Genomic DNA, 16,524 nt, shown 5'->3' with positions numbered 1-16,524 from the left:
TTTTATACTGCCAGCCCCGCTGATCCTCAGGCCCGGACCTGGAGGACGCGTCCGCCCACGAGGCCGGCGCGGTGTCGGGAAGCCAGGGCTTATCGGCCGACGCTTCGACACTCGGTGGTCTATCCAATAACAAGACGAGGAAGTCCCCCATGCCAGTCGGCAATCACCCGCCCCATGGCGAGACCGCGAACGGCGGTCCACTCAAACGCGAACTCGGCGAACGGCATATCCGTCTGATGGCGCTCGGCGCCTGTATCGGTGTCGGTCTGTTCCTGGGGTCGGCCAAGGCCATCGAAATGGCCGGCCCGGCAATCATGCTGTCCTACATCATCGGTGGCCTGGCGATCCTGGTGATCATGCGCGCCCTCGGCGAGATGGCCGTGCACAACCCGGTGGCCGGTTCCTTCAGCCGCTACGCGCAGGATTATCTCGGCCCGCTGGCGGGTTTTCTGACCGGCTGGAACTATTGGTTCCTGTGGCTGGTGACCTGCGTCGCCGAAATCACTGCGGTGGCGGTGTACATGGGCATCTGGTTTCCCGATGTGCCGCGCTGGATCTGGGCGCTGGCGGCGCTGATCAGCATGGGCTCGATCAATCTGATCGCAGTGAAGGCCTTCGGTGAGTTCGAGTTCTGGTTCGCCCTGATCAAGATCGTCACCATTATCGCCATGGTGCTCGGTGGCATCGGCATCATCGCGTTCGGTTTCGGCAACGACGGTGTAGCGCTGGGGATTTCCAACCTGTGGACCCATGGCGGCTTCATGCCCAACGGCGTTACTGGCGTGTTGATGTCGCTGCAGATGGTGATGTTCGCTTATCTGGGCGTTGAGATGATCGGCCTGACCGCCGGTGAAGCGAAGAACCCGCAGAAGACCATTCCCGGTGCCATCGGCTCGGTGTTCTGGCGGATTCTGCTGTTCTACGTCGGCGCACTGTTCGTGATTTTGTCGATCTACCCGTGGAATGAAATCGGTACTCAGGGCAGTCCGTTCGTGATGACCTTCGAACGTCTGGGTATCAAGACCGCCGCCGGCATCATCAACTTTGTGGTGATTACAGCCGCGCTGTCGTCGTGCAACGGCGGCATCTTCAGCACCGGGCGCATGCTCTACAGCCTCGCGCAGAATGGCCAGGCGCCGGCCGTCTTCGCCAAGACCTCCAACGGCGTGCCACGTCGGGCGTTGCTGCTGTCGATCTTCGCCCTGCTGCTGGGTGTGTTGCTGAATTATCTGGTGCCGGAAAAAGTCTTCGTCTGGGTCACCTCGATCGCCACCTTCGGCGCGATCTGGACCTGGGTAATGATCCTTCTGGCCCAGCTGAAATTCCGCAAAGGCCTGAGTGCCAGCGAACGCGCCGGCCTGAAATACAAGATGTGGCTGTTCCCGGTCAGCTCCTATCTGGCGCTGGCGTTTCTGGTACTGGTGGTAGGCCTGATGGCCTACTTCCCGGATACCCGCGTGGCGCTGTATGTCGGCCCGGCGTTCCTGGTGCTGCTGACCGTTTTGTTCTATGTGTTCAAGCTGCAACCGACCGATGCGTCGCAGGGCGCGGTGCGTTCGGCTTCATAAATTGCCAGTGCTGAAATCTGAAAGCCCCGGCCGATTGGCCGGGGCTTTTTTGTGGGCGGGAGGTGAGGCCACTTGTCTGAAACTATCGAAAAAAACGACCTCTGGTTTCGTGCCATGTTCCAAACTTTATAGACGCAGTTTCCCTCGCGGCAGTGAACAGAGGCGCCGGTATGAGGATGAGCGATTTTCTCGTACGAGAACTCGGCCGCCGTCAGGTCGTGCTGTTTTTCCTGCTCGCCACGATGCTGTATATCCTGCCGCTGATCCTCGCCGACTTCCCCTACATCGATGACAACTGGCGCTCTCTGGCCGCTGGCGATGCCTGGGCCGGGCAGGGGCACCTGTTCATGGACTGGCTGTATAAAGCGCTGACGTTCACTGGCGCTGCGCCGAACATCTTTCCCTTGCCGTTGTTGCTCGCCACGCTGGCGATGTCATTGGCCTTGACCCGACTGACCTTTCACTATTTCCCCGAACCGACCCTGGCCTGTTGTCTGGTGCCGTTGCCGCTCTGGTACAACCCGTTCCTGCTGCAGAACCTGTCCTATCAATATGACGGGGCCGGCATGGCCCTGAGTCTGGTCGCGGTGATTTATGCAATAACGTTTGGCGGTACGTCCCGGATACAGCGATGGCTGGTGCCTTCGGTGTTGCTGGCGCTGGCGATCGGGCTTTATCAGATCAGCCTCAATGTGTTTCTCGGGCTGTGTTGTGTGGAATTGCTCAGGGCTGTTCATCGGCGTCTGCCCTGGGAAGAGCTCTGGCAACTGGCGGGCTGGAAGCTGGCGCAACTGGTGCTGGGCGTGTCGATCTACGCAGTCACGGCCTATCCGTTCACGGATTCCACACGTACCGAACTGCTCGACTTCAGTGCTGATCCACTGTTGCAGATCGGCATCAATTCTGGTCGGGTCCTGGAGAAGGTGGCGCTGTTGTTTCACGGTGGCTACACGGCGGTGTTCGTCGTGTTACTCCTGTGCGCATTATTCGGTGGTGTGCGAATGGGGCGGCATATTCGCCTGCGTCAGGAATCACCCACAAAGGGTCTGCTCCTGAGTTTTGGCTGCCTGCTGACTTTGCCGCTGGTTGTGTTGCTGGTGCCGGGGATGACGCTGTTGTTTCGCGACTTCAACGAAGGTGCACGAACCCTGATAGGGTTCGGCGTGCTGTTGATGTTGCTGTTTTATATGGCCTGTATCGGACTGACGTCGCTGCACTCGCGGCTGCCCCTGTTGTTGGCGATTCCGCTTCTGGCCACGCTGTCGCTGTCCTTCGCTTACGGGCGGGTGCTGACAATGGAAAAAACCTTCGCCAGCAGCGCTCTCTACAGCCTCAGTCACGACATTTCTGCCCATCGCGAATTGCGCGACGCCAAGCGGATTTATATGTCGGTCACTTACTCCGACCGCTGGCTGGCGAATGCGACGGGCACGTTCAAACAGTTGCCGGTACTGCGCTATCTGCTGAACATTGACTACTTCATGCTCGCCGAAAACCTGCCCTCGGCCGGCATCACCAACGTGGTCGCAGAACGTGAACGGCGCAACGCTACTCGCGTCGGCTATCAGGGTTTTCCAGCGTTGGTGGATAGCCTCTATTACCGCATCTACCTGATCGGCGATTACGGTTTCATTGTCATGAAGGAGCCGCCCCATGGCCGGCTCTTGAGTTGGTGAGCGTTACCGCTAGGCAGCCGCGATGTCCTGCGGCTCAAAACTGTCCGCCCTAGCCATCTGCCACATCCGCGAATAGAACTCGCCGTTCACTTCCCCGGTGAGCAATTCCCCCGGTTTCAAGAACACATGCAACTGCGAAAACAGTTTGATTTCAGTGGCCGACATGCGCCGTACCAGGTGTTTGGCCGACAGTTGTGAGGGATGTTCGAGGCCAGCGGCGGCAAGCATTTCCGCCAGGGCCTTCAACGTATTGCGATGGAAGTTGTAGACCCGCTGGGCCTTGTCCGGCACCACCAGCGCACGTTGGCGAAGATTGTCCTGAGTGGCGACGCCGGTCGGGCATTTGTTGGTGTGGCAGCTTTGCGACTGGATGCAGCCGATGGCGAACATGAAGCCGCGCGCGGAGTTGGCCCAGTCGGCGCCGATGGCCAGCACGCTGGCGATGTCGAAGGCGCTGACGATCTTGCCGCTGGCGCCGAGCTTGATCTTGTCCCGCAGATTCAGGCCCACCAGGGTGTTGTGGACGAACAGCAGGCCTTCGCGCATCGGCACGCCGATGTGGTCGGTGAACTCCACCGGCGCCGCGCCAGTGCCGCCTTCCTTGCCGTCGACCACGATGAAGTCCGGCAGGATGCCGGTTTCCAGCATGGCCTTGGCGATGCCCATGAACTCCCACGGATGGCCGAGGCAGAACTTGAAGCCCACCGGTTTGCCGCCGGACAGTTCACGCAATTGCTGGATGAAATGCATCATCTCGATCGGCGTGGAGAACGCACTGTGGCGGGACGGTGAGATGCAGTCTTCGCCCATGGAAATGCCGCGGGTGTCGGCAATTTCCTGGGTGACCTTGTGCTTGGGCAGAATCCCGCCGTGGCCGGGTTTGGCGCCCTGGCTCATCTTGATTTCGATCATCCGCACTTGCGGAGTTTGCGCCTGGGCGGCGAAGCGTTCCGGGTCGAAACGGCCGTCGCTGGTGCGGCAGCCGAAGTAGCCGCTGCCCAGTTCCCAGGTCAGGTCGCCGCCGTGTTCGCGGTGATAAGGGCTGATGCTTCCTTCGCCGGTGTCGTGGGCGAAGTTGCCGAGTTTCGCACCCTGGTTCAGCGCGCGGATCGCGTTGGCGCTGAGGGAGCCAAAACTCATGGCCGAGATGTTGAACACCGACGCCGAATACGGCTGGGTGCATTGCGGGCCGCCAACGGTGACGCGAAAGCTGTTCGGGTCGCTCAATGGCGCCGGGCGCATCGAGTGGCCGATGAATTCGAAGCCGGACTGATACACATCGATCAGCGTGCCGAAGGGTTTGTCGGCGGTTTCATTTTTTGCCCTCGAGTACACCAGCGAACGCTGTGCGCGGGAGAAGGGCAGGGCGTCGCTGTCGGATTCCAGCAGGTACTGGCGGATCTCCGGGCGAATACCCTCGACCAGATAACGGATGTTGCCGAGGATCGGGTAATTGCGGCGCACCGCGTGGGGGCTCTGCATCAGGTCAAACAGACCGAGCAGGCTCAGCACCCCGGTGACGGCCGTGATCGGCCACAACCAGTCATGGTCGAGAAAGGGCAGGCTGGCGAGGGTGAAAATCACGCAGACGGCAAAGAAGGCGTAGCGGCTCAGGAGTGACAGGCTCATACGGTTTCCTTGGTTCGGACGGTTTTTTGCGGCAGTCAGGCGTTCTGCGCCTGCAGAAAGATCGAAAACAGCTCCGACTGGGATTTGATCCCCAGCTTGCTGTACATGTGTTTCTTATGGACTTTCACGGTTTCAACAGAGATTTCCAGCTTACGGGCGATTTCTTTACTGGAGCAACCGCTGAGCATCAAACGCCCGACATCCAGTTCCCGGGCGGTCAGTTGCGCGCCCTTGAGTTGCTGCACCGACGCTTCGAGCTGCACCCGCCAGTCCGGTTGCGCCGGTGACGGGGCGAGGGCGACGATTTCATTGATTTCGTAGGGCAGGCGCTGGCGCAGCAGGCCAAGCACCCACGGCTGGATCAGTGACAGCAGGGCGATCTGCTCGCCACTGAAACGCTGCTTGCTGCCCAGTGACAGGCACAGGGTGCGGTCACCTTCGAGGTGGCAATTGAACTGGATTTCGTCAGCCACCACATTCAGACGAAAGTATCGCTGGTAATACTCGGTCAGTTCGAAGTGCTCCGGCGCGACCTCCGACAGGCGATACAGCCCGGTGCGCGATTGCTCGCGACAGGCAATGTAGAACGGGTCGAGCAGGTACAACCCGCGCAGGTAATCCTGGAACAACTGGTCGGGGCTGCCGTCTTCGCCCGGGCATTCGGCGAACACCTGAGGGTGTCGGTCGGCGCTGAACAGCAGCGCCACCCAGCTATCGAACGGCACGTACTGGTCGAGCAGGCGCACCAGCTGCGCCCAGAAATTCGGCTTGTCGAGGGCGTCGATCAACTGCCCGACGGCGCGGTGCCAGGTGATGTCGTCAAACGAAAGAGTCATGCCTCTACCCCTATCGGGTTACCCCGGCCGCGTAATTCCCTGGCCAGTCGAATGCCAAGCATACTGGCCCACAGACAGCCGCCGGGCAATCTTTCGGCGCCCGGCGCTCATAACAAGGACTCCCCATGAAAGTCGAACTCGCCCAACTGGCGGGCCGTGACAAAGACACGGCGTACAACCTCGAACGCGCCCTCGCAGCGATTGCAGCCTGCGCCGCCGACACGCAACTGATCGTGTTCCCCGAAACCCACCTGATGGGCTTCCCGACCGCCGACACCGTGGCGCAGATCGCCGAGCCGCTGGACGGGCCGACCGTCAGCGCGGTGCAGGCCGCAGCCCGCGAACGCAACGTCGCCGTGGTGATCGGCATGGCCGAAAACGACAACGGCCGCTTCTACAACACCACGCTGCTGATCACCCCCGAGGGCATCGCCCTGAAATACCGCAAGACCCACCTCTGGGCCTCGGATCGCGGTGTGTTCGAGGCCGGCGACCGTTATGCCACGTGTCTGTGGAACGGTGTGCGGGTCGGCCTGCTGATCTGCTACGACATCGAGTTCCCGGAGTCGGCCCGTGCCTTGGCGCAACTGGGCGCTGAATTGCTGATCGTCACCAACGGCAACATGGACCCTTACGGGCCCACCCACCGCACCGCGATCATGGCCCGGGCCCAGGAAAACCAGGCGTTTGCGTTGATGGTCAATCGCGTGGAGGCGGGGGATGACGGGTTGATGTTTGCCGGAGGCAGTGCGTTGGTGGATCCGCTGGGCACGGTGCTGTTCGAGGCCGGGCGTGAGGAAGGACGGTTCAGTGTCGAGCTGGATTTCGCTCAGCTGGAGCTTGCGCGCAAGGATTACCGGTATCTGGATGATCAGCGGTTGAGGTTGCCGGGGAAGGTGGTTGAACACGCATCGGGAGTACGAGAGCTGCTGATCCCTTCGCGCTGATCCGACGTCTGTGTCGGTCGGGCCGACGTCATCGCGAGCAGGCTCGTGATGACGTCCTGAGAGACAACACACCTGTTTGACCAAAACAACAACGCAACACCCGAAACATTTGCCGAACTCGGCCTCTGCCATAAATCCAATAAAATCCGGAGTAAGTCGCCCATGGCTCGTTTGCAACGCACCCTCTCGCTAGGGTCGGTGGTGCTGTTCGGCATCGCCTACATGACGCCGATCATTGTCCTCGGCACGTTCGGCATTCTCGCCCAGTCCACCGCCGGCATGGTGCCCGCCGCGTATCTGGCGGCACTGGTGGCGATGTTCTTCACCGCCATGAGTTATGGCCGCATGGCTGCTGCGTTCCCGGTGGCCGGCTCGGCCTACAGCTATGTGCGCAAGGCCATCAGCCCGAAACTCGGCTTCATCGCCGGTTGGGCGGTGCTGCTCGATTATCTGTTTCTGCCGATGGCGATCTGGTTGATCGGCGCTGCGTACCTTGCTTCGGCCTTCCCGTCGATTCCGCAGTGGATCTGGGTGCTGGCGTTCATCGGCATCACCAGCGCGATCAACATCATCGGCCTGAAACTGGCCAACGGTATCAACGCCTTGCTGATGCTGGTGCAGTTCCTGGTGCTGGTCGCGTTCGTCGCCCTGTGCGTGCATTACGTCGGCGGCGATGCCAGCACGCCGCTGTGGTCGATCAAACCGTTCTTCAACGGCGACATGCAGATGCCGCTGATCATGAGCGGCGCGGCCATCGCCTGCTACTCGTTCCTCGGCTTCGACGCGGTCAGCACTCTCACCGAGGAAACCCGCGATCCACGTCGCACCATTCCTCGGGCGATCATGCTGATCACCCTGATCGGCGGGCTGATTTTTGTCGGCGTGTCGTACTTCGTGCAGGTCGCTCATCCGTCGTTCCAGTTCGACAGCGTCGACTCGGCGGCCTACGAGATTGCACGCAACATCGGTGGTGACCTGTTCGTCTCGATCTTCCTGATCGGCCTGATCGTCGGTCAGTTCGCTTCGGGTCTGTCCGCCCAGGCCAGCGGTTCGCGGCTGCTGTTTGCGATGGGCCGCGACGGCGTGTTGCCCAAGTCATTCTTCGGCACCTTGCACGAGCGCTTTGGCACGCCGGTCAACAGCATCCTGCTCTGCGCGGTGGTGGCCTTGCTGGCGCTGAAGCTCGACGTGACCACCTCGACTTCGTTCATCAACTTCGGCGCGTTCCTGGCGTTCAGCCTGGTCAACCTGTCGGTGATCTTCCATTACTGGATCGGTGGCGAGAAGAAAGGCCTGCGCGAGCTGGTGCTGTTTCTGGTGTTCCCGTTCATCGGCCTGGTCGCGGACTTGTGGTTGATGGTCAGCCTCGATCACCTGGCGGTGTATCTGGGCCTCAGCTGGCTGGCGATTGGCGTGGTGTATCTGGCGGTGCTGACCGGCGGTTTCCGTCGCCAGCCACCGGAAATGGATTTCCAGGAAGCGACCTGAACTCAGGCCGCAGGCCGGGTCTGACGCAAGGGCAATTGCACGCGAAACGTGGTGCCGGTGCCCAATGTGCTGCGGACCGAGATGTCCCCGCCGTGTTTCTTCACGATGCCATAGGACAGGGACAGGCCCAGCCCTGTCCCCTGGCCCACGGGTTTGGTGGTGAAAAACGGATCGAAGATTTTCTGCAGGGTGTCAGGGGCAATGCCCGAGCCGGTGTCGGCCACTTCGATGATCGCCGACTCCCCCTGCACCGCAGTGCGCAGGGTGATGGTGCCGCGCTCGGCACCCATGGCCTGCGCCGCGTTGATCACCAGATTCATGATGACCTGATTGATCTGCGAGGGCAGGCATTCGATCTCCGGAAGGTCTTGATACTCCTTGATCACATCGGCCTTGTACTTGAGTTCGCTGGCGACGATGTTCAGGGTCGAATCGATGCCCTGTTGCAGGTTCGCCCACTGCCATTGCAACTGGGTATCGACTCGGGAGAAATCCTTGAGATCCTTGACGATCTGCCCGACCCGCCCGATGCCTTCCTTGGACTCGCGGATCAGCACCGGAATGTCTTCCAGCAGAAAATCCACTTCCAGGTGCTCGCGCATTTGTTGCAACTGGGCGGCAGGCTCGGCAGCCAGGGTCTGCCCGGCTGAGTGATAGGCGCCGAGCATGGCCAGCAGTTGCTGGAAGTAACCGTCGAGGGTGCCGAGGTTGGAGGAAATGAACCCGATCGGGTTGTTGATTTCATGGGCTACACCGGCCGCCAGTTGTCCCAGCGAGGCGAGTTTTTCCGACTGCACCAACTGGCCTTCCAGTTGCTTGCGTTCGTCGATCTCTCGCTGCAAGGCTTCGCTGGCCTGCTTGAACTGGGCGGTGCGCTGGTCAACCAAATGTTCGAGGTGATGCATTTGCAACGACGCGCGCTCGGTCATCTGCCATTTGGTCAGCAGGGTGTTGGCCATCTGCTGGACTTCGATGTTGTCGAAGGGTTTTTTCAGGATCAGCAACCGGTCGTGGGCGTGCAGGCGATCCAGCAGTTCGTCCCAGGAATAGTCGGAATAAGCCGTACACACGACCACCTGCAATTGCGGATCCTGTTGCCAGAGATGCTCGATGGTTTTCGCCCCGTCCCAACCGTCAGGCATGCGCATATCGACAAAGGCCAGGGCGTACGGGCACTGCTCCTGCAACGCCAGGTTGAGCTTGGCCAGACCTTCTTCACCGCCATAGGCCGAGTCCAGTTCGAACGTTGCTCGCCGGGGCTTGGCAGGTGCGCCGAACAGGGCCGCTTCCATCTCGTCCAGTTCCGCTGACTGCGCCTGGGTCGGAGCAAGGATCTTGCGAAAGTCTTCGTGGATCGACGGCATGTCGTCGATCAGCAGAATGCGGCGGTTCGACAGTTCGCTCATACGTTCTCCGTTACGGTGATCAGCGGAATCTGCAGGGTGAACATGGCGCCCAGTCCCGGCCCGTCACTGTGGGCGGTGAGATGGCCGTGCATCTCGATGGCCGCCAGGGCGCAGCTGTGCAGGCCGAAGCCATGGCCCTCCTTGCGGGTCGTGAAACCGTGGGCAAAGATCCGCGTCATGTTTTCCGGGGCGATGCCTTCGCCATCGTCCCTGACACTGATTTCCAGAAAGCTCTCGTCGACGATCTTCACGCTCAGGGTCATGGTTCGTGGGCGGTTGCTGAGGTCGGCCATCGCGTACTTGGCGTTGCTGATGAGGTTGATCAGGATCAGCAGCAAGCGGTGTTTATCGCCCATCACCTGAGGCACGTCGCCGTATTCCTTGACCACCGTGACATGGTGCCGGGTGAGTGCGCCGGCGTTCATGCGCAGGGCGTCTTCGAGCAGTTCGTTGATGTATAACGGCTCGGTCATGCTGTTGGCCCCGGCATAGGATTGCTGGGTGGCGACGATGTCCTTGATGTGATCGACGCTCTTGTTCATCTGGGCCAGTTCGTCGGCCATTTCCTGCTGTTCCTGGGCGATGGCGCCTACCAGTTGATTGAGGTAGCCGGGCAGCAGCTTGCCCTTGGCGTCCTCGGTCAGGAAAGGCCCGAGGTCGTCCGGGTGTTCGTTGATCAGTTGCATGGCCTTGCCCAAACCCAAGGCCTTGCTGCTGCGCAGTTTTCGCGAGATCAGGTCGGAAGAAATGTTTACGCTGTTGAGCACGTTGCCAACGTTGTGCAACACATTGGTGGCGATTTCCGCCATGCCGGCCTGCCGCGCGGCGTCGAGCAGTTCGCTCTGCACGTTCTTCAGTTCGCGGGTCCGCTCGTCGACCCGCTGCTCGAGTACATCGTTGGCCGTATGCAGGGCCGCATTGACCCGGTTGATCTCGGCGAAGCTGCGGATCAGGCGGATGGCCAACCACAGCAGCGACAACATCAGCAGGACAGAAAACAGCAGCAGGTAGAAATGGTATTTCTGGTCGGTTCGTTCGGCCTGTTGCTGATCCAGATCGAGCATGTTGGTGATGGTGTCCAGGCGCTCGGCCACGGGGATCGACTCGATCTGATCGAGCAGGTGATTGACGATCGGTTGCTCGCGCAGGATCAGGGCGATGTGATTGCTCAGGATCCGGATCGGGGTCTGAAAATTCGCCGGCAGACGTTGTGCGTTCACCGCCAGTTTGTTCAGACCCACCTCGATGTCGGAGGCTTTGTCGTCGGAGGCGACCTGGGCGAATTCCAGTGCGCTGAGCAGCAGGTCATAGGTGTCGGTGACGATGTTCTGCAATTGAATCTTGTCGAGGTCGGACAGATTGGTCAGTTGCGCCTGAATGTCATCCTCGGCGCTCGGCAGAAACGCCAGGGAGTTGCGCAACAACGCGTTGTGCGACTTGAACTGTTCGACCAGACGGGTTTTTTCCTGCATGGCCTCCAGGTAGCGTTCGTGGGCATGGTCCCATTGCCTGGAGTCGTTGCGTCCATGCCCGGACTCCATGGTGTCGAAGCGTGCCCACAGACGATTCATCTCGTTCATCGGTGAGACCAGCGGGTCGTAATTGTGGGTGATCGCCACTCGGGCTTTGAGGACTTCACTTTCCCACTGCGAATCCTGTTGCTTGATCTGACGGATCAGGTCCCGGGATTCGGTGTAGGTGGTGGTCTGCTGGGAACTGGACTTGAGGTAGAGAAACACCAGGACCGAGGCCAGCAATACGGCCAGGAGGCTGAGCAACAGCAGGCTGCGCCGCCCCGAGACGGTTGTCATCATCGCTGACCCTCCCGGTGTCCGGTCAGGGTCTTGAGAAACTCGATGATCAGCCCCTTGTCTTCCTCGCTCGGCATGCGGCCCAACTGATACTGGAACATCACGTCCACGGCCCGTTCTAGGGTGGGCGCCGAGCCGTCATGGAAGTACGGCGCGGTCAGCGCGACGTTGCGCAGGCTCGGCACCTTGAACACGACGCGATCGTCTTCGTCTCCGGTAACGTTGAACCGCCCCTGGTCGGCTTGCGTCGGATTGCCGCGATCGGCGATGTAGTCTCCGAACACCCCGAACTTCTGGAACATGTTGCCGCCGATGTTCACCCCCTGATGGCAGGCTATGCAGCCATACTCCTTGAAGCGCTGATAGCCGTACTTTTCATCCAGAGTCAGGATGTCCGTGTTGCCCAGCAGGTACTGATCGAAGCGGGAACCGGGTGTCAGGAGTGTGCGTTCGTAGGCTGCCAGGGCATTCTGGATATTGGCTTTCGTCACGGCATCCGGGTAGGCGGCGCTGAAAGACCGGCGATAGTCGGGGTCGTCGGCGATCCGTTGCACAACGGTATTCCAGTCGCTGCCCATTTCGTGGGGGCTGGTGATGACGACATTGGTCTGCTCTTCCAGCGTTTCGACGCGACCGTCCCAGAACTGGCGGAAATTGAGGCTGGCGTTGAGCACGGTCGGCGTGTTGACCGCTACCGGTTGTCCATCGAAGCCGATGGACAGGGCCCGACTGTCGGCCCCGTTCTTGTCCAGTTGATGGCAACTGTCGCAGGACAGGGTGTTGTTGACCGATAGCCGTGGATCGAGGAAAAGCCGGCGACCGAGTTCGACGCGCTTCGGGTCCTGTTTCGGAATCTCGGGCAAGGGTTTCAGCGGCTCATCCAGCGGTGCGGCAACGGTATTGGCGCAGGGAGCGAAAAGCAGCAGGAACACAACGCTGCGGGACTGACACGTCGGCGGCGTGTTCATGGAACGCTCCAGGGCCCCGGCAACCCGGCAACCAACAGGCGGGCGAAGGCGTCCGCCGGCAGGGCCTTGCTGAAGTAGTAGCCCTGGCCTTCCTCGCAGTGGTGGGATCTGAGAAAAGCCAACTGTTGCGCGGTTTCCACCCCTTCGGCGATGACGTTCAGGTTCAGGCTCTTGCCCAGGCTGATGATCGCGCCGACCAAGGCGGCGTCGCTGCTGTCATGGCTCAGGCCGCGAATGAACGACTGATCGATTTTCAGCACATCGATGGGGAAGCGGCGCAGGTAACTCAGGCTGGAATAGCCGGTGCCGAAGTCATCGATGGCCAGCCTGACGCCCAGCGCCTTGAGACGGTTCAACGCGCTCATGGTCGCGTCGACGTTCTGCATCAGCACGCCCTCGGTGATCTCCAGTTCCAGCAGGACGGGATCCAGCCCGGTCTCCTCCAGCACCTGTTCGATGCCCTCGACAAACAGGCGCTGACGAAAGTCGATGGCCGAGGTGTTGACCGACATGCGGATCGGCGGCAACCCGGCTTTTTGCCAGTCTCGCGTCTGACGGCAGGCTTCGCCCAGCACCCATTTGCTCAGAGGCACGATCAGGCCGCTGTCTTCGGCCACGGGGATGAACTCCGATGGATACACCCAGCCATGCCCCGGTTTCTGCCAGCGAACGAGTGCCTCGGCGCCCACCACCCGGCCGCTGTCCAGATCGATTTTCGGCTGGTAATGCAGAACGAATTCGTGCCGTTGCAGGGCCTGGCGAATGCCCGACTCGATGCCTTGCTGTTCTCGGGCGCGCTGGTTCATGGCCTCGATGAAGAAACCGATTTCGTTCGGACCGATGTCCTTGGCATTGCGCATGGCCGTTTCGGCCTTTTTGATCAGGTCGATGGCTTCCAGTCCGTCGCCCGGATAAATACTGATGCCCACGCTGGCGGTGACACTGACGTCGTGACCGACAATCGTCTGTGGCTCACGGATGGCCGCCAGCAGTTTTTCAGCGATGCTGCGCGTCTGCTGCGGGTGGTTGATGTCGCTGAGCATCACCACGAACTCGTCGGAGCCATAGCGAAAGACCGAGTCCGATTCGCGTACACAAGCCAACAGTTGCTGGCCGACCCGTTTGAGCATCTCGTCGCCCGCCGGATGGCCCAGGGCGTTGTTGATGCGCTTGAAGCGATCCAGGCCGAGAAACATCACCACCAGTTGTTTGTCATGGCGCCGGCACGCGGCCAGTGACTGAGTCAGGCGGTCACCGAGCAAGGTGCTGTTGGGCAGGCCCGTGAGGCTGTCGTACTGCAACAGGTGCGAGACCTTGAGCAACTCGTGCACGCGCGCCTCGATGGTTTGCTCGAGGCTGAGCATCTTCAGCGCCGCGTCCTGGGCCAACTGCCATTTCCAGGTCAGGGCATTGGCCATCTGCCGGATTTCCAGGGTGTCGAACGGTTTTTTCAAGATCAGCAACTGATCGCCGAACTCCAGCCGTTCGGCCATGGCTTCCCAGCTGTACTCGGAGTAGGCGGTGCACAGCGCGATTTGCAGGTTGGGATCGACCTCCCACAGTTTTTCAATGGTTTCCAGACCGTCCCAGCCGGGCGGCATCCGCATGTCGGTGAAGGCGAGGGCATAGGGACGGCCTTCGTCCAGCGCCTGCTGCACCAGTTTCAAAGCTTCCTGACCTTGGTAGGCAGAGTCGAGCTGGAAGGTCAGATGCGGCGACTGGCGGGTACCGAACAGCGTTTGTTCAAGACCACTCAAATCCGCTTCGCCACCGCTCTCGGGTGCAAGGATCTTGCGGAAATCGGCATGGATCGCCGGCGTATCGTCGACGATCAGAATGCGTCGGTTGGTCTGGGGAAAAGGCGTTTTCATCCTTCATCCTCCCTGGGCAGCGGGGCGGCCGCACTCCAGCCCTTCAGCAGTCGGGCTGCCTGTTCAGAGCTGACCGCTTCGCTCAAGCTGAAGCCCTGCACGTTTTTCAACGGTGCGCAGGGCGCGAGGGCACTGCCCTGATCCTCTGGCGTGACGCCTTCGGCGCTGATGTCGATCGCCAGATCCCGAGCGAAATTGACGATCGCCCGCAACCGGTTGGCGCCGTCTTCATCCTGAGCCGCATTGTCGATCAGGGACTGGGCGAGTTTGAGGTGATTGACCCGGTAGGTTTTCAGGTAATCGAACGAAGAGTATTCGGTGCCGAAATCATCGATGGCGATGGTCACACCCAACTCGCGCAGGCGCGGCAACGCATCGTTGTGTGTCCATTGGGTCTGGGCCAGTGTGGCTTCGGTGACATCGAAACGCAGATCCCATGGCGCCAGCTCCCAGCGGGCCGTGGTGCGCAACACGTCGTAGATCAGTTCGGGACCGGACTTGAGCTGCGCCAGGGAAATCTTGATCGCCATCACCGGTGGCGCCACTCCCTCGTTTTGCCACTGACGCATCTGCCAGCAGGCGTGATCGAGGATCCAGCGTCCGAGTGGAATGATTGCGCCGGTCTTTTCCGCCGCTGGTACGAAGGCCGACGCCGGTAGCAGGCCAAGCTTGGGATGTTGCCAACTGACCTGCGCAGCCATGCCGAGAATCCTGCCGCTGTGCAGGTCCACTTCCGGCAGGTAATCGAGCTTCAGCCCTCCCCGGGTGAGGGCCGTCGTCAACTCCTCGGCAAGGACCATGCGCTCGGCCACCTCCCGGGTGATTTCTTCGGAGTGGAAGTGATACTGATTGCGTCCGGATTCCTTGGCGCGGTACAGCGCCATGTCGGCCTGTCCCAACAGGCTGTCGGCATCGAGGCTGGCGGGGCTATAGCTGCTGATGCCGATGCTGGCCGAAATGCGCACGGCATTGCCGGCCAGTTGATAGGGCGCCTGCAGAGCCTCAAGGATCTTGGTGGCCATGGCGGCGGATCGGGTCGGTTCGCTGACGTCCAGTTGCAGGATCGCGAACTCATCGCCGCCCAGGCGCGCCACCACGTCGTTTTCCCGAACCCCGGTTTTGATCCGTTGTGCCACTTGCTGCAACAGCAGGTCACCGACCGGATGACCGAGGGTGTCGTTGATCCGCTTGAAGTGATCCAGATCCAGATAAAACACCGCGAATGGCGCCGCCCCCCGACGTGCGGCGGCGAAGGCCTGATGCAGACGTTCGATCAGCGTGGCGCGGTTGGCCAGCCCGGTGAGACCGTCCGTGCGGGCCAGCAGGGCCATTTTTTCTTCGGCGATCCGGCGTTCGGTGATGTCGAGGATGATGCCTTCCACTTCCAGCAGTCGGCCGTCGTGGTCGCGCACCGGGACGTAGCGGTTCTCCACCCAGCGCCACGTGCCCTGGCCGGTGCGCAGGCGAAATTCGATCGAGGCGCCCAGGGCATGCCGGTCCAGCACCCGCGCCATGGCGGCGTCGACATTGGCCTGATCGTCCGGGTGAATCAGCAACTGCGCCCAGTTGGCCGCCCCCACCAGATCGGCCGCGACATGCCCGTAGCGGGTGATGTTGTGGGAAATGTACATCAGCGGAAACGATGGCTCGCCGCGCAACCGGTAAAGGATGGTCGGGCTGTTCTGCACGATGATGTTGGCGTCGGACAGCTCCCGCGTACGGTCCTGCACGGCTTGTTCCAGCAGGTTCATCTTCAGCGCGGCGTCTTCGGTCATTTGCCATTTGACGGTCAGGGCGCTGGCCATCTGGCGAATTTCAATCGCATCGAAGGGCTTTTTCAGGATCAGCAGGCGATCGTTCAGCGGCAACCGCTCGTCGATGTCTTCCCAGGAGTAGTCGGAGTAGGCGGTGCACAGGGCCACTTGTAGCTTGGGATCGACCTGCCAGAGCCGTTCGATGGTTTCCAGGCCGTCCCAGCCCGGCGGCATGCGCATGTCGATGAAGGCCATGGCGTAAGGACGACCAGCGGCCAGGGCAGCCTCGACCTTGTCCAGGGCTTCGCGCCCCTGAAAGGCCGAATCCAGCTCGAAGTGTTCTTTCTGTGTGGCAGACGCAGTGGAGGGGGGGCCGAACAGCAGGTGTTCGGTTTCGTCCAGGCTGTGGTCTTCCACCGTGGCGGGTTTGAGGATTTTCTCGAAATCGCCGTGGATCGACGCTGTATCGTCGACGATCAGTACGCGGCGATTGACCGGGCCGGGCTGTGCGCTCATGACGCCATACCTGCAGGTTCACGCACTTTCGTCATCGGGAGCATCCTTTTTCCC

The 16,524-nt window shown here is 60.9% G+C and carries 11 protein-coding genes; 4 read left to right on the top strand and 7 right to left on the bottom strand.

The features are described 5' to 3' along the window. Nucleotides 1-149 precede the first annotated feature (149 nt). On the top strand, nt 150-1,568 hold the full coding sequence (locus NH234_RS24100) for an amino acid permease (protein WP_085730136.1): 1,419 nt from the start codon (nt 150-152) through the stop codon (nt 1,566-1,568). Between the two features lie 170 nt (nt 1,569-1,738). Continuing rightward, nucleotides 1,739-3,244: a glucosyltransferase domain-containing protein gene (locus NH234_RS24095; protein ID WP_367254484.1), complete on the top strand. Its 1,506-nt coding sequence runs from the start codon at nt 1,739-1,741 to the stop codon at nt 3,242-3,244. Nucleotides 3,245-3,253: 9 nt separating this feature from the next. Here NH234_RS24095 and NH234_RS24090 read toward each other — a convergent pair whose 3' ends face one another. Both NH234_RS24090 and NH234_RS24085 read right to left on the bottom strand, forming a co-directional pair. Further along, nucleotides 3,254-4,873, bottom strand: a complete 1,620-nt coding sequence (locus NH234_RS24090; RefSeq protein WP_367254483.1) for an FMN-binding glutamate synthase family protein — start codon at nt 4,871-4,873, stop codon at nt 3,254-3,256. Nucleotides 4,874-4,908: 35 nt separating this feature from the next. Then, complete coding sequence (locus NH234_RS24085; protein ID WP_367254482.1) at nt 4,909-5,709, bottom strand: response regulator transcription factor; 801 nt, start codon at nt 5,707-5,709, stop codon at nt 4,909-4,911. Between the two features lie 125 nt (nt 5,710-5,834). Between NH234_RS24085 and NH234_RS24080 the strand changes: the two genes are divergently transcribed. Together NH234_RS24080 and NH234_RS24075 are read left to right on the top strand one after the other, a co-directional pair. Next, complete coding sequence (locus NH234_RS24080; RefSeq protein ID WP_367254481.1) at nt 5,835-6,656, top strand: carbon-nitrogen hydrolase family protein; 822 nt, start codon at nt 5,835-5,837, stop codon at nt 6,654-6,656. A gap of 162 nt (nt 6,657-6,818) precedes the next feature. Continuing rightward, the gene (locus tag NH234_RS24075) at nt 6,819-8,144 is read left to right on the top strand and encodes an APC family permease (protein ID WP_085730143.1); all 1,326 of its coding nucleotides are present in this window, start codon (nt 6,819-6,821) and stop codon (nt 8,142-8,144) included. Nucleotides 8,145-8,146: 2 nt separating this feature from the next. On the opposite strand, the gene NH234_RS24070 is transcribed toward NH234_RS24075, so the two are convergent. The 5 genes from NH234_RS24070 to NH234_RS24050 are packed head-to-tail and all read right to left on the bottom strand — an operon-like array spanning nt 8,147 to nt 16,470. Beyond that, nucleotides 8,147-9,550 carry an ATP-binding protein gene (locus NH234_RS24070; RefSeq protein WP_367254480.1) on the bottom strand — a complete coding sequence of 468 codons (1,404 nt, stop codon included), beginning with the start codon at nt 9,548-9,550 and terminating at the stop codon, nt 8,147-8,149. Further along, nucleotides 9,547-11,361, bottom strand: a complete 1,815-nt coding sequence (locus NH234_RS24065; RefSeq protein ID WP_367257237.1) for a DAHL domain-containing protein — start codon at nt 11,359-11,361, stop codon at nt 9,547-9,549. Before NH234_RS24065 ends, NH234_RS24070 begins: the two co-directional genes overlap by 4 nt. Then, nucleotides 11,361-12,329: a cytochrome-c peroxidase gene (locus tag NH234_RS24060; RefSeq protein WP_367254479.1), complete on the bottom strand. Its 969-nt coding sequence runs from the start codon at nt 12,327-12,329 to the stop codon at nt 11,361-11,363. The genes NH234_RS24065 and NH234_RS24060 overlap by 1 nt, the downstream gene beginning before the upstream one ends. Further along, complete coding sequence (locus NH234_RS24055) at nt 12,326-14,200, bottom strand: EAL domain-containing protein (RefSeq protein WP_085730146.1); 1,875 nt, start codon at nt 14,198-14,200, stop codon at nt 12,326-12,328. The genes NH234_RS24060 and NH234_RS24055 overlap by 4 nt, the downstream gene beginning before the upstream one ends. Then, complete coding sequence (locus NH234_RS24050; protein WP_367254478.1) at nt 14,197-16,470, bottom strand: EAL domain-containing protein; 2,274 nt, start codon at nt 16,468-16,470, stop codon at nt 14,197-14,199. Before NH234_RS24050 ends, NH234_RS24055 begins: the two co-directional genes overlap by 4 nt. Nucleotides 16,471-16,524: the final 54 nt, after the last annotated feature.

The sequence above is a fragment of the Pseudomonas sp. stari2 genome (assembly GCF_040760005.1).
Lineage (GTDB): Bacteria > Pseudomonadota > Gammaproteobacteria > Pseudomonadales > Pseudomonadaceae > Aquipseudomonas.
This window is presented reverse-complemented; position numbering and strand designations above follow the sequence as displayed.